The organism is Kineococcus radiotolerans SRS30216 = ATCC BAA-149, assembly GCF_000017305.1.
In the GTDB taxonomy this organism is placed as follows: Bacteria; Actinomycetota; Actinomycetes; order Actinomycetales; family Kineococcaceae; genus Kineococcus; species Kineococcus radiotolerans.
The window spans coordinates 999851-1013271 of record NC_009664.2; the positions used below are offsets into that span (position 1 = coordinate 999851).

Annotated in this window: 13 protein-coding genes; 5 read left to right on the forward strand and 8 right to left on the reverse strand. The window is 76.3% G+C overall.

Annotated features, from left to right (window positions below):
* Positions 1-3 precede the first annotated feature (3 nt).
* Positions 4-804 (reverse strand): hypothetical protein, encoded by an 801-nt coding sequence (locus KRAD_RS23950; RefSeq protein WP_012084413.1) that lies wholly within the window; start codon positions 802-804, stop codon positions 4-6.
* 33 nt (positions 805-837) lie between these two features.
* Complete coding sequence (locus tag KRAD_RS04885) at positions 838-2430, reverse strand: DEAD/DEAH box helicase (protein WP_012084414.1); 1593 nt, start codon at positions 2428-2430, stop codon at positions 838-840.
* A 252-nt stretch (positions 2431-2682) separates the two neighbouring features.
* Here KRAD_RS04885 and KRAD_RS04890 point away from each other — a divergent pair, with 252 nt between their 5' ends.
* The 4 genes from KRAD_RS04890 to KRAD_RS04905 are packed head-to-tail and all read left to right on the forward strand — an operon-like array spanning position 2683 to position 6755.
* Positions 2683-3744, forward strand: coding sequence for a FecCD family ABC transporter permease (locus KRAD_RS04890; protein ID WP_012084415.1), 1062 nt, complete (start codon positions 2683-2685; stop codon positions 3742-3744).
* A 23-nt stretch (positions 3745-3767) separates the two neighbouring features.
* Positions 3768-4838, forward strand: coding sequence for a FecCD family ABC transporter permease (locus KRAD_RS04895; protein ID WP_012084416.1), 1071 nt, complete (start codon positions 3768-3770; stop codon positions 4836-4838).
* A gap of 49 nt (positions 4839-4887) precedes the next feature.
* Positions 4888-5766, forward strand: a complete 879-nt coding sequence (locus KRAD_RS04900) for an ABC transporter ATP-binding protein (protein ID WP_012084417.1) — start codon at positions 4888-4890, stop codon at positions 5764-5766.
* A 50-nt stretch (positions 5767-5816) separates the two neighbouring features.
* On the forward strand, positions 5817-6755 hold the full coding sequence (locus KRAD_RS04905; RefSeq protein ID WP_012084418.1) for an NAD(+)/NADH kinase: 939 nt from the start codon (positions 5817-5819) through the stop codon (positions 6753-6755).
* Between the two features lie 2 nt (positions 6756-6757).
* Here the strand turns inward: KRAD_RS04905 and KRAD_RS04910 are convergent, their stop codons facing one another.
* Positions 6758-7633, reverse strand: coding sequence for a hypothetical protein (locus KRAD_RS04910; RefSeq protein WP_012084419.1), 876 nt, complete (start codon positions 7631-7633; stop codon positions 6758-6760).
* A gap of 118 nt (positions 7634-7751) precedes the next feature.
* Here KRAD_RS04910 and KRAD_RS04915 point away from each other — a divergent pair, with 118 nt between their 5' ends.
* Entirely contained in the window at positions 7752-8114 is a 363-nt protein-coding gene (locus tag KRAD_RS04915) for a PRC-barrel domain-containing protein (RefSeq protein ID WP_012084420.1), read from the forward strand.
* A 73-nt stretch (positions 8115-8187) separates the two neighbouring features.
* Here KRAD_RS04915 and KRAD_RS04920 read toward each other — a convergent pair whose 3' ends face one another.
* The 5 genes from KRAD_RS04920 to KRAD_RS04940 form a co-directional block, all read right to left on the reverse strand.
* On the reverse strand, positions 8188-9228 hold the full coding sequence (locus tag KRAD_RS04920; protein ID WP_012084421.1) for a hemolysin family protein: 1041 nt from the start codon (positions 9226-9228) through the stop codon (positions 8188-8190).
* The gene (locus tag KRAD_RS04925; protein WP_012084422.1) at positions 9225-10586 is read right to left on the reverse strand and encodes a hemolysin family protein; all 1362 of its coding nucleotides are present in this window, start codon (positions 10584-10586) and stop codon (positions 9225-9227) included. The genes KRAD_RS04920 and KRAD_RS04925 overlap by 4 nt, the downstream gene beginning before the upstream one ends.
* A gap of 164 nt (positions 10587-10750) precedes the next feature.
* Positions 10751-11035 (reverse strand): hypothetical protein, encoded by a 285-nt coding sequence (locus tag KRAD_RS04930; RefSeq protein WP_012084423.1) that lies wholly within the window; start codon positions 11033-11035, stop codon positions 10751-10753.
* Between the two features lie 96 nt (positions 11036-11131).
* Positions 11132-11944, reverse strand: a complete 813-nt coding sequence (locus KRAD_RS23955; protein WP_157873480.1) for an alpha/beta fold hydrolase — start codon at positions 11942-11944, stop codon at positions 11132-11134.
* 19 nt (positions 11945-11963) lie between these two features.
* Positions 11964-13421 carry a GuaB1 family IMP dehydrogenase-related protein gene (locus KRAD_RS04940; protein ID WP_012084425.1) on the reverse strand — a complete coding sequence of 486 codons (1458 nt, stop codon included), beginning with the start codon at positions 13419-13421 and terminating at the stop codon, positions 11964-11966.

Sequence of the window (13421 nt, forward strand, 5' to 3'; positions counted from 1 at the left end):
CGCTCATCCTGCCCGGCGCGCGACCCTCCGGCGGCGCACCGCGAGACCGGCCGCGCCCAGGGCGGCGGCGCTGAGCACGCCGACCTGGGGCGCCCCGAGGACCGGGGCGTGGCCCTCCTCGACGTAGCCGCCGCTCTCGAGCCCGGCGAGGCGCTCGAAGTGGTTGCGCGCCCCGGGGAAGAAGAAGTCGTCGACGCCGTAGGCCACCGGGAACGCGGCGGGCCCGGCCAGCAGGGTCGCCACGGCCCACTGGGGGCGGTGGTGCGACTCGTGCTCGGCGAGCTCGGCGGCCTCGGAGGGGACGGTCGGGAACCGCGGGGAGAGGACCATGTCCCCGAAGTTCACCGTGCGCTTGCCCGCCTCGGCCACGGGCACGACCGCGACGTAGTAGTCGGCGGCGGCGTAGCGGCACACGGTGAGGCCGCGCGCGTCGGCGTAGAGCATCGCCAGGCCCGTCTCGGGCCAGGTCGCGACCTTCTGCGCGAACAGCGAGGGGGTGAGCTCGACGACCTGGGCCGTCGAGCCCCACTCCTCCCCCGGCGGCGCGGCGCACACGGGGGCGTCGCCGAGGTCGGTCAGACCCCGCCAGACCGTGCCGACGAGGATCGCCCCCACCGCGAGCCCGGCGAGGACGCCCTGCACCACCCGGACGGCGGTGGACCGCAGCGGCGCGTGCCGCCCCCGGGCCCACCACCACGCGGCGCCGAGGACCCCGGCGACCAGCAGCCAGAACAGGAGGTGGGCGGCGGCGCGGCTGTGCGGGTGGCTGTAGCCCCACCAGCTCGGCGATCCCGGCCTGCCCACCCCGCCCACCTCGGCAACCTACGGCGGGTGGGCTCAGCTCGTCGCGGCGCCCGTGGCGGGCCCGCGCCCGCGCCCGCCGCGACGGCGGCGGCGCGGGGCGCCGGTGGCCTCCCCCGCGAGCGCGGAGCGCCGGGAGGTCTCCCCCGCCGGGGCGCTGCGCCGCGCGGTCACCGGCGCGGGGGCCTTGGCCCGGCGCTCCGGCTGGGCGGGCGCGGTCGGCACCGGGGAGTCCGCCGGGTCGACCCACGCCGCGGCGGGGCCCACGAGGCGTTCCACGACCTCGTGCTGGGCCCCGACGTTCGTCCACTGGGGGGAGATGCCGGCCTGACGGGCCAGGGTGCGCACGTCCCCGCGCTGGTCGGGGGTGGCGACGGTGACGACGAGGCCGCCGGCGCCGGCGCGGGCGGTGCGCCCGGAGCGGTGCAGGTAGGCCTTGTGCTCGGTCGGGGGGTCGACGTGCACGACGAGGCTCACGTCGTCGACGTGGATGCCGCGGGCGGCGATGTCGGTGGCGCAGAGCACCTTGACCGAGCCGTCGGAGAACGCGGCGAGGTTGCGCTCGCGGGCGTTCTGGCTGAGGTTGCCGTGCAGGTCCACGGCCGGGATCCCGGCCGCGGTGAGCTGCTTGGCGAGCTTCTTGGCGCTGTGCTTGGTGCGGGTGAACAGGACGGTGCGGCCCTGCCCGGAGGCGAGCTCGCGCACCAGGGTGTTCTTGCCGTCGGCGCCGACCTCGAGGACGTGGTGCTCCATGGTCGAGACCGGCGCGACGGCCGGGTCGACGGAGTGCACGACCGGTTCGGAGAGGTAGCGCTTGACGAGGACGTCGATGCCGTTGTCCAGGGTGGCGGAGAACAGCAGGCGCTGGCCGCCGGCGGGGGTGGCGTCGAGCAGGCGCTTGACCCCGGGCAGGAAGCCGAGGTCGGCCATGTGGTCGGCCTCGTCGAGGACGGTGACCTCGACGGCGTCGAGGTGGCAGTGGCCCTGGCGGATGAGGTCCTCCAGCCGGCCGGGGCAGGCGATGAGGACGTCGACACCCTCGCGCAGCGCGCTGACCTGCGGGTTCTGCCCCACGCCGCCGAAGACGACGGTGGTGCGCAGCCCCAGGGCCTTCGCCAGCGGGGTGATGGTGGCCGCGACCTGGTTGGCCAGCTCGCGCGTGGGCACGAGGACCAGCGAGCGCGGCCGGCCGGCGCGGCGGGGGCGGGAGGAGGCCGCGACCCGGGTGACGAGGGGCAGCGCGAAGGCGATGGTCTTGCCGCTGCCGGTGCGCCCGCGCCCGAGCACGTCGCGCCCGGCCATGGAGTCGGGCAGCGTCGCGGTCTGGATGGGGAACGGGCTGACGACGCCGGTGGCGGCGAGCACGTCGACCAGGGGCTGGGGCACGAAGAGGTCGGCGAAGGAGCGGCCGTCGGCGACGACCTCCACCCCGGCGTCGGGGATGACCTCGGCGGTGGCGGGGCGCTGGGCGGGGACGGTGCGGGGGGCGGCCTGGGCCGCGGGGACGCCGGAGGTGCCGGCGGCGCCCGAGCCGCTGGAGCGGCGGCGACGGCGCGGGTTGGGGACCGGGCCCTCGCTGCGGGGGGTGGCGCTGGACGTGCGGGGGCCGCGGGACGCGGACGGGTTCACAGGGGGCCTCTCGGAGGACGGGCACGACGGGAAGTGGCCGTGGTGCTCGACCGCACCCGCCGGCCCGGGGGCCGTGCGAGGGACCTGCGCGCCGCCCTTCCGGGCCCGGCGCTGAACACTCGACCGCGGACGCCTGGGCGCCCGCCGACGACCACCCTACCGACCGCCGCACCCCTCCATCGGCCACGACCCCCCGGATCGGAGCCCCGGGCACGTTCCCGACCCCAGGGTGGAGAGGCTAACCTCACTTCCGTGTCCTCCTCCACGAGCGCGCCGCCGGCCGCGACGGCCCCCGCTGGGCGAGCCCCCGCGCGGCGGCGCCGGAGCCGGCCCACGGCCCTGCTGCTGGCGTGCGCGCTGCTGGTGGTCGCGGTGCTGGCCAGCCTCGCCGTCGGGTCCCGGGAGGTCCCCCTGGGCACCGTCCTCGACGCCCTGCGCGGGATCGGCGCCGACTCCCAGGACGCCCTCGTGGTGCGGGAGCTGCGGGTGCCCCGCACCCTCGTCGGGATCGTCGTGGGCATCGCGCTGGGCCTCTCCGGCGCCCTCATGCAGGCGCTGACCCGCAACCCGCTGGCCGACCCCGGGCTGCTGGGCGTCAACGCGGGCGCCGCGGCGGCCATGGTGACCGCGGTCGCGGTCCTCGGGCTCACCTCGCGGCTGCAGCTGGTGTGGGCGTCGATGCTGGGCGCGGCCGTCGTGTCGGTGCTCGTCTACGTCCTCGGCGCCACCGGCCGCGGCGGGGCGACCCCGGTGCGGCTCGCGCTGGCCGGGACCGCCGTCTCGGCCGCGCTCCACGCCTACACGACCGCCCAGGTGCTGCTGGACACCACGACCTTCGACCGGTTCCGCTTCTGGCAGGTCGGGTCCCTGGCCGGGCAGGACGCGACGGTCCTGCGCCAGCTGCTGCCGTTCTTCGCCGTCGGCACCGTCCTGGCCCTCAGCCAGGCCCGGGCCCTCAACGCCCTCGCCCTCGGCGAGGACTCCGGCCGGGCCCTGGGGGCCAGCACCACCCGCACCCGGGTCATCGCGGCGCTGGCCGTCACGCTGCTGTGCGGGGCCGCCACGGCCGCCGCCGGGCCCATCGCCTTCGTCGGCCTCGCCGTCCCCCACGTGGTGCGCGCCCTGACCGGACCGGACCAGCGCTGGGTCCTGCCCCTGTCCTGCCTCGTCGCCCCGGCCCTGCTGCTGCTCGGCGACGTCCTGGGCCGGGTCGTCGTGCGGCCCGGCGAGCTGGAGGTCAGCATCGTCACCGCGCTGCTCGGGGCGCCCGTCCTCGTCGCCCTCGTCCGCCGCCGCCGGCTGGCCCAGCTGTGAGCGCCGGGACCGCGGAGCGCCCCGTGGGCGTCCCCGCCCCCCGCGCGGCCGAGCGGGCCCGCGCCGGGCGCACCCTCCGCCTGGGGCGCGGGGTCTCGCTGCGGGTCGAGGGCCGCGGCCTCGCCGTCTGCGCCGGCCTCCTCCTCGTCCTGGCCCTCGGGGTCGCGGTCAGCCTCAGCACCGGCGACTACCCGGTCCCGGTGCCCGACGTGGTGCGCACCCTGCTGGGTCGCGGCGAGCGGGCCCAGGAGTTCATCGTCCTGGGCCTGCGCCTGCCCCGCGTGGTGACGGGGCTGCTGGTGGGGCTGGCCCTGGGGGTGGCCGGGGCGGTGTTCCAGCTGGTGACCCGCAACCCGCTGGGCTCCCCCGACGTCATCGGCTTCACCTCCGGCGCGGTGACCGGCGCGCTGGTCGTGCTGCTGGTCCTGGGCGGCGGGGGGGAGCGGACGGCCGTCGGGGCGCTGGTCGGCGGCGGGGTGACGGCGCTGGTCGTCTACCTGCTCGCCCACCGCGGCGGGGTCCAGGGCTACCGCCTGATCCTCGTCGGGATCGGCCTCACGGCCGTGCTGCAGGCCGTCAACAGCTACCTGCTGACCCGCGCGCGCGTCGAGGAGGCCCAGCAGGCCCAGCTGTGGATCACCGGCTCGCTCAACGGCCGCGGCTGGGAGCAGGCCGCGCCGCTGGGCCTCGGCCTGGCCGTGCTCCTCCCCCTCACCCTGCTGGCCGGGCGCTCCCTGGCGGTGCTCGACCTCGGCGACGACGCCGCGCGCGCCCTGGGCGTGCACGTCGGCCGCACCCGGCTGGTCGTGCTCGTCACCGCCACCGCGATGACCGCGCTCGCCGCGATGGCCGCGGGCCCGGTCGCCTTCGTCGCCCTCGCCGCCCCGCAGGTCGCCCGGCGCCTGACCGGGTCCGTGGGTCCCGGCCTGGTGGCCGCCGGCCTGACGGGGTCGCTGCTGGTGCTGGTCAGCGACTTCGCCGCGCAGCGGCTGTTCGCCCCGACCCAGCTGCCGGTGGGGGTGCTGACCGGCGCCGTCGGCGGCGTCTACCTGGCCTGGCTGCTGGTCACCCAGTGGCGCCGCGGCCGCGGCTGAGCCCGGCCCCCGCGACCGGTCCCCCACCCCAGCGAGAGAACGGCACCCCGTGACGAAGACGACGCCCCGCCTGCGGGGCGAGGACCTCACCCTCGCCTACGACGAGCGCACCATCGCCCGCGACCTCGACCTCGAGATCCCGGACGGCTCCTTCACCGTCATCGTCGGCCCGAACGCCTGCGGCAAGTCGACGGTGCTGCGGGCGCTGGCGCGGATGCTGAAGCCCACGGCGGGCCGCGTCCTGCTGGACGGGCAGCACATCCACTCCCTGCCCAGCAAGGAGGTCGCCCGGCGGCTGGGGCTGCTGCCGCAGACGGCCACCGCCCCCGACGGCATCACCGTCGCCGACCTCGTCGCCCGCGGCCGCTTCCCGCACCAGAAGCTGCTGCGGCAGTGGTCCCGGGACGACGAGCGGGCCGTGGACGCCGCGATGGCCTCGACCCGGGTGAGCGAGCTCGCCGACCGCGCCGTGGACGAGCTGTCCGGCGGTCAGCGCCAGCGCGTCTGGATCGCCATGGCGCTGGCGCAGGAGACGCCGATCCTGCTGCTGGACGAGCCGACGACGTACCTGGACATCGCCCACCAGATCGAGGTCCTCAACCTGTGCGCTCAGCTGCACGAGGAGCAGGACCGGACGATGGTGGCCGTCCTGCACGACCTGAACCACGCCACCCGCTACGCGACGCACCTGGTGGCCCTCAAGGAGGGCCGGGTCGTGGCCCAGGGCGACCCGGGCGAGATCGTCACCGCCCGGCTCGTGGAGGAGGTCTTCGGCCTGCCCTGCGTCGTGGTCCCCGACCCCGAGACGGGCACGCCGCTGGTGGTGCCCCGCGCGCGCACCAGCCGGCTCGGGCGCGACTCCGCCCACCCCGCCGTCCACGCCGCCGCCCACGCCCCCGCCGCCCGGCCGGCCGGTGGGGCGGCCTGAACGCAGCCCTGCCGAGCACCTCGGCGGGGACGGCGTTTAGCGTGTCGGGGATGCAGCCCGGAACCCTCGGACGACTCGGCCTCGTCGTGCACCCCGTGCGCGACACGAGGGCGGAGGCCGAGATCGTCATCGCCTGGGCCGGGGAGCACGGCAAGGAGGTCGTCGGCCTGCGCACCGACGCCGCCCGGCTGCCCGCGGGGGTCCGCGGGGTCGGCGAGGAGGAGTTCGCCCGCACCGTCGACGCCGTCGTCAGCCTCGGCGGCGACGGCACCATGCTCGGCGCGCTGCGCCTGGTCGTGGGGCGCGGGGTGCCGGTCCTGGGCGTGAACCTCGGTCACCTGGGCTTCCTCGTCGAGCTGGAGCCCCGGGAGCTGCCGGCGGCGCTGGAACGGGTCGCGGCGATGGACTTCACCGTCGAACCCCACCTGTGCCTGCGGACCGTGCTGCGCACCGGGGACGGCCTGCGGGAGGCCGTCGCCTTCAACGACATCGCCCTGGCCCGCACCCCCGGCCGCGGGACGGTGACGGCGGCCCTGTCGGTCGCCGGCCAGCGGATCGGCTACCTGCGCTGCGACGCGATCGTCCTGGCGACGCCGACCGGCTCCACGGCCTACAGCTACGCCGCCGGCGGCCCCATCGTCTCCCCCGGCGCCGACACGCTCCTGGTGACGCCGGTGGCGCCGATGTCCGGCATCGGGCGGCCCATCGTCCTGGGGCTGGAGGAGACGGTGCGCCTGGAGCTGATGGAGTCCTCCGGCCCGCCGGTCGTCGAGGTCGACGGCATCGCCGCCGGCGAGCTGCCCCCCGGCTCGGTGGTCGAGGTCCGCGCCGAACGCGACGCCGGCCACGTGATCCGCCTCGACGCCGCCGACCACGGGCGCCGCTCCCGGGTGAAGCTGAGCCTGCTGGACCTGCCGCTGCTGCCCGACGAGATGCTGGAGCTCGTCCCGAAGGAGATGCGGCGCAACGAGTCCACCTGGGCGCGCTGAGCTCAGTCCGCGTCGGGGGCGGTCGTCGGGACGCCGGTCGGGGCGCCGAGGGCGGCGTCGCTGCTGGTGCCCGCGGGGGTCGGGGCGGACACCGCGTCGTCCTGCTGGGCGGTCGCGTCGGCGGAGGACGAGGAGCTGCTGCTCGTGGTGGAGCTGCTCGTGGTGGAGCTGCGGGTGGCGGAGGGGCTGCGGGTCGCGGTGGCGGTCGGCTCGCCGGTCGTCGTCCCCGAGCTCGTCGTGCTCGTGGGGCTGGCGGTGCCGGAGTCCGTGCCCGTCGCCGTGGCGGTGTCCGTCGCCGTCGCGGTGGAGGTCGGCGTCCCGCTGGGGCTCGGGGTCTCGCTGGGCGTGCTCGTGACGCGGTTGCCGAGGATCCCGGGGTTCACCGTGGCCGGGGAGTCCTGGCGGACGGCCGCGACGCTCTCCCCGCTCAGCTGCTCCCAGGCGAAGATCCCCCCGACGCTCAGCACGAAGGCCACCACGCCCAGCGCGACGGCGTGCAGGGGGCGGAAGCGCCGGCGCGGGGCGGGGACCGGGGTGGGCGCGGGGGCGTCCTCGTCCCCGGCGGGGACGGGGGGCGCGGGGTCCTCCGGGTGCTCGTCCTGCGCCGGCGGCACCGGCGAGGGGCCGGTGCGGCGCTCGCGGGCCCGCTGGGCGGCCTCGGCGATCCGCTCCCGGCTCCGGTTCAGGGTGTAGCCGTAGATCGCCGCGGCCGTGGAGGCGATGACGCTGCCGAGGGCCGCGCCCACGAGGGTCCCGTAGGCCCCGAGGCTCTTGAGGCCGGCCAGCAGGAAGGCCGACGTGACGGCCGCGAGGGCACCGCCGGCGATCTGCAGCCAGTTGATGGTCAGGGTGGTCCGCTGGGGGGTCTGGTCGCTCATGCCGTGCCCATCGTGCCACCCGGGCGGGGCTGCTCCCGGCCGGTGGCGGCGGGGGCGCCGGGGGAATCCTGTGAAGGCTCCGGTGGCTGAGCCGGTGCCCGTCGGACACAGTGACGCCATGAGCATCCTCGTCCAGGACCTGAACCAGTGGAAGAGCGCCCCCGTCCTCGACGTGAGCGACGCGAAGATCGGGACCCTGGCCTCGGTCTACGTCGACGCGGCCACGGACGAGTGGTTGTTCGCCGCCGTCGAGACCGGCGTCGTCGGCTTCAAGAAGGCCGTGCTCGTGCCCCTGGACGGGGCCGCGGTCGGTCGTCACGACATCCGGGTGGCCTTCTCCAAGGAGACCGTCAAGGCGGCTCCCAGCTTCGGCACCGACGAGGAGCTGGGCCCCGACGACGAGCCGCGGATCTACGTGCACTACGGCATGGAGTACTCCCCCGCCGACACCCCCAGCGGCCGCCGCCTGGCCCGCCGCTGAGGTCCCGCCGAGGGTCGCCGTCGGGGTGCCGCCGCGGTGCGGGCCGGTCCACCGGCCCGCACCGCGGCGGGGTTCAGGCCCGGGCGCGCTGCATGGCGTCGCTGACCTCGCCGACGAGCTCCTCGATGACGTCCTCGAGGAACACGATCCCGACCACGGTGCCCGCGGCGTCGACCACGCGGGCCAGGTGCGCCCCGCTGCGGCGCATCGCGGTGAGCGCGTCCTCGACCTCCTCGCCGTCCCCGATCGTCCCGAGCTGGCGGATCCGCTTCTCCGGCACGGGTTCGGCGTAGCGCTCGTCGTCGGCGTAGAGGACGTCCTTGAGGTGCAGGTAGCCGTGCAGGTCACCGGCGTCGTCCAGCACCGGGAACCGGGAGTACCCGGTGCGGGCCACCAGGGCCTCGACGTCGGCCGGGGTGGCTCCCAGGGGCAGGGTGCGCAGCTGGGCCAGGGGCACGGCGATGTCCCCGACGGTGCTCTCGGAGAACTCCAGCGCCCCGCTGACCAGACCGCCGCTGTCGTCGAGGGTCCCCTCGCGCCGGCTCTCGGCGACGATGGACTGGACCTCCTCGACGGTGAAGGCGCTGGCCACCTCGTCCTTGGGCTCCACGCCCAGCGCGCGCAGCGCCGCGTTGGTCAGCCCGTTCAGCGCGCGGATGATCGGGCCGATGACCCGCCCGATCGCCACCAGCGGCGGCCCGAGCAGCAGCACCGCGCGGTCCGGGCCGGCGATGCTGAGGTTCTTCGGGATCATCTCCCCGACCACGACGTGCAGGTAGGTCACGATCGAGAGCGCGATGACCAGCGCGACCGGGTGGATGAGGAACTCGGGCAGGTGCACGGCGTGGAACAGCGGTTCCAGCAGGTGCGCCAGCGCCGGTTCCGCGACGGCCCCCAGCCCCAGCGAGCACAGCGTCACCCCCAGCTGGCAGGCGGCCAGCATGAGCGAGACGTGCTCCATGGCCGAGAGCGCCGAGCGGGCGCGGGCGCTGGTGGCGGCGAGGGGCTCGATCTGGCTGCGCCGGGCCGAGAGCACGGCGAACTCGGCGCCGACGAAGAAGGCGTTGCCCAGCAGCAGGACGACGGCGAGCAGCAGAGAGGCCTGGGCGCTCACCGGTCACCTCCCGCGACGGCGCCGGCCGCCTCGGGGGCCGGGACGGTGCCGACGGGGGTGACCGGGCGGGGACGCAGCCGCAGCCGCTCCACCCGGCGGCCCTCCATCCGCGCCACGCGCAGCACGGCCCCGTCGAGCTCGATCTCGTCGCCCACGGCGGGGATGCGGCGCAGGCGGGACATGACGAACCCTCCGAGGGTCTCGTAGGCGGGGTCCTCCGGGACCTCCACGCCGGTGGCGTCGCGGACCTCGTCGGGACGGGCCAGGCCCGGGACGGTCCAGGAGGCGTCGCGGTGCTGGCGCAGGCCCCCGCGGTCGCGGTCGTGCTCGTCGGAGACGTCCCCGACGATCTCCTCCACGAGGTCCTCCAGGGTGACGACCCCGGCCGTCCCGCCGTACTCGTCGACGACGACGGCGAGCTGCAACCCCTTCTGCCGCAGCTGCAGCAGCAGCGGTTCGAGGGTCAGGGAGTCCGGCACGCGACGGGCGTCGGCCATGAGCGCGGCGGCCGGGACGTCGTGGCGGCGCTCCGGCGGGACGGCGACGGCGGCCTTGACGTGGACCACCCCGCGCACGTCGTCGTCGTCGTCGCCGGTGACGGGGAAGCGGGAGTGGCCGGTGGTGCGGGCGCGGGCGACGACGTCGGCGGCGGTCTCGTCGAGGCGGATCGCCTCCATCCGCACCCGGGGGGTCATGACGTCGGCGGCGGTCTGGTCGCCGAAGAGCAGGGAGCGGCTGATGAGGTTGGCGGTGCCCTCGTCGAGGGTCCCCATGTCCGCGGAGCGGCGCACCAGCGCCGCGAGCTCGCGGGCCGAGCGGGCCCCGGACAGCTCCTCCTGGGGTTCGACGCCGATGCGGCGCAGGAACCAGTTGGCGCTGCCGTTGAGGACCTTCAGCAGCGGCCCGGTGGCCCAGGTGAACCCGCGCTGCAGGGGGGCCACCACGCCCGCGGTCCGCAGCGGGACGCTGAGGGCGAGGTTCTTGGGGATGAGCTCGCCGACGACCATCGAGAACGCCGCCGCGACGACGACGGCGAGGATCCCGGCGACGGAGTCGGCGCTGTCGGGGCTGAGACCGGCGGAGGTCAGCGGGCCGTTGAGCAGGGACGCCAGCGAGGGCTTGGTCAGGTACCCGACCAGCAGCGTGGTCAGGGTGATCCCGACCTGGGCGCCGGAGAGCTGGGTGGAGAGGGTGCGCAGCGCCGGCAGGATCCCGGCGGCGCGCTTGTCGCCGTCCTCGACGGCCTTCTCGACGCTGAACCGGTCGAGGGTGACGAGCGCGAACTCGGCCGCGACGAAGACCGCGGTGCCGAGGGTGAGGAGGACCCCGACGAGCAGGAGGAGCCACTCGGTCAGCACGAGGACCCCCCGGGCGGGGGGTGGGAGTGGTCGGTACTGGGGGGGTCTGAGTCGACCCGGGCATCTGAACTCATGGCAGGTCGAATCGTAATCGCTGACCCCGCTCGCGCACCCTGCCGCGACGGCGGGGCCCCACCCCGGGAGGCGGGGCCCGCCGGGGGAGGTCAGAACTCGGCGACGTGCTGGGCCGCGAACCCGCCGGGGGCGGCCGTCACCTGCCACACGCGGACGTCGAGCCCACCGCCGTGCACCCCCTGCTTCTCGTGCACCAGGGCCATCCCGTCGACGACGGTCCCGACCCCGACGACCTCGTGGCGGTGCGGACCGCGGGTCAGCGAGAAGGACGTCTCCCCCTCGAAGTCGCCCAGACCCGTCGCGGGCCGGCCGCGCACGTCGTCGACGGAGTAGTCCCGGCCGGAGACGACCGGCTCGCTGCGTGTTTCGTCCATGGTGCAGCTCCTGCGGTGGACGGTGCCCCCGGAGACCCGGCGGGCACCTGCAGTGTGCTCCTCACCGCCGGTGGCCGACAGCCCCCCACCCGGGGGTCAGAACAGCGTCTCCCCGCCGAGGAACGTCTCGATGGGGCCCACGCACCGGCGGGCCGCGCGCAGCAGCGAGTCGTGCCCGCAGCCGCCCGCCACCAGCGCGGTCGCCGTCGGCACCGCCTCGGCCATCGCGAGCGCGGCGGCGCCGAAGTGCGCGGGCGAGCGCTCCCCGGTGAGCAGCAGCGCGCGCACCGGCAGCCCGGCGTAGACGTCGGCGGGGCCGTCGAACTGCAGCCCGGCGCGGGTCTCGGCGAGCACCTGGGGCAGCCGGGCGGCCGTGGAGCGTCCCCACTCGGTGCGGGCCAGCACCCCGCCGAGGAGGCGCTGGACGCGTTCGGAGCGCCCGGCCACCGTCTGCAGGGAGGAGGTCCTCAGGTGGCGGTCGAGGTGGGCGAGGGCGAGGTCGGGGGAGTTCGTGGCCAGCGCGCGGGCGGCCTGCTCGAGGGCCTCCTCGGGCACCGACCCGTCGATGGGCAGGACGGCGTCGTAGACGGCGACGCGGTCGATGCTGCGCTCCAGCAGCCCCGCGGTGGCCAGCAGCGCGACGAGACCGCCGAGGCCGTGGCCCAGGACGAGGCGGGCGCCGGTGCGGGTGAGCACCGCGCCCAGCAGGGCGACGTCGTCGGCGACGACGTAGCGCTCCCCGCCGCGGCCGGCGGCCTCGCGGTCGTAGCGGTGGACGGTGAAGCGCGCCGCGAGGCGCTCGGCGAGCCGGACGTAGTCCCCCGAGGAGCGCGCGCCGTGGACCAGGACGAGCCCCGGCCCGGCCCCGGACGTGACGACGTCGACGGGAGACCCGTCCGCGCGGCGCACGCCCTCGAGGATCAAGCGGTCACCAGCCCGTGGGCAGCGGCCGACCCTCGTCGTAGCCGGCCGAGGACTGGATGCCGACGACGGCGCGCTCGGCGTACTCGGCCACGGTGCGCGCCCCGACGTAGGTGAAGGAGGAGCGGACCCCGGAGGTGATCTGGTCGAGGAGGTCCTCGACCCCGGGCCGGGCGGGGTCCAGGTGCATGCGGGAGGAGGAGATGCCCTCCTCGAACAGGCCCTTGCGGGCGCGCTGGAACGGGGAGTCGCCCCGGGTGCGGGCGGCGACGGCGCGGGCGGAGGCCATGCCGAAGCTCTCCTTGTACTCGCGCCCGTCGGCGTCGACGGCGAGGTCCCCGGGGCTCTCGTGGGTCCCGGCGAACCAGGAACCCACCATGACCTGGCTGGCCCCGGCGGCCAGCGCCAGGGCCACGTCGCGCGGGTGGCGCACGCCGCCGTCGGCCCAGACGTGCGCGCCGAGCTCGCGCGCGGCGGCGGCGCACTCGAGGACGGCGGAGAACTGCGGGCGCCCGACGCCGGTCATCATCCGGGTCGTGCACATCGCGCCGGGGCCCACGCCGACCTTGACGATGTCGGCGCCGGCCGCGACGAGGTCGCGCACCCCGGCGGCGGTGACGACGTTGCCGGCGACGACGGGGACCTGCGGGTCCACCCCGCGCACGGCGCGCAGGGCGTCGAGCATCTTCTCCTGGTGCCCGTGGGCGGTGTCGACGACGAGGGTGTCGATGCCGGTGTCCAGCAGCGCCTTGGCGGTGGCGGCGACGTCGCCGTTGATGCCGACGGCGGCGGCGATCCGCAGCCGGCCGCGCGCGTCGAGGGCGGGGGCGTAGACGGTGGAGCGCAGGGCGCCCTTGCGGGTCAGGGCGCCGACGAGCACGGGCCCGTCCCCGAGGTCGCGCACGACGGGGGCGAAGCGGCGCCGGGAGTCGTGCAGCACGCCGTAGGCGGCCTCGAGGTCGGCCTCGGCGACGTCGGCGTCGATCGAGACCGGCGTCCTGGACATGACCGACCCGACCTGGGTGAACCGGTCGACGTCGGCGCAGTCGGCGGGGGTGACGACGCCGAGGACGTGGCGCTGCTCGTCGAGGACGACGGCCGCGCCGTGGGAGCGCTTGGGCAGCAGGTTCAGCGCGTCGGCGACGGTGTCGTGCTCGTGCAGGACGACGGGGGTCTCGAAGACGGGGTGGCGCTCCTTGACCCAGGCGACGACCTCGGCGACGACGTCGAGGGGCAGGTCCTGCGGCAGCACGGCCATGCCGCCGCGGCGGGCGACGGTCTCGGCCATCCGCCGCCCGGAGACGGCGGTCATGTTCGCCACGACCACCGGGACCGTGGTGCCGGTGCCGTCGGCGGTGGAGAGGTCGACGTCCAGGCGCGAGGTCACGGTGGACCGCGAGGGGGCGAGGAACACGTCGTTGTACGTGAGGTCGTGCTCGGGCCGCGAGCCGTCGAGGAAGTGCAC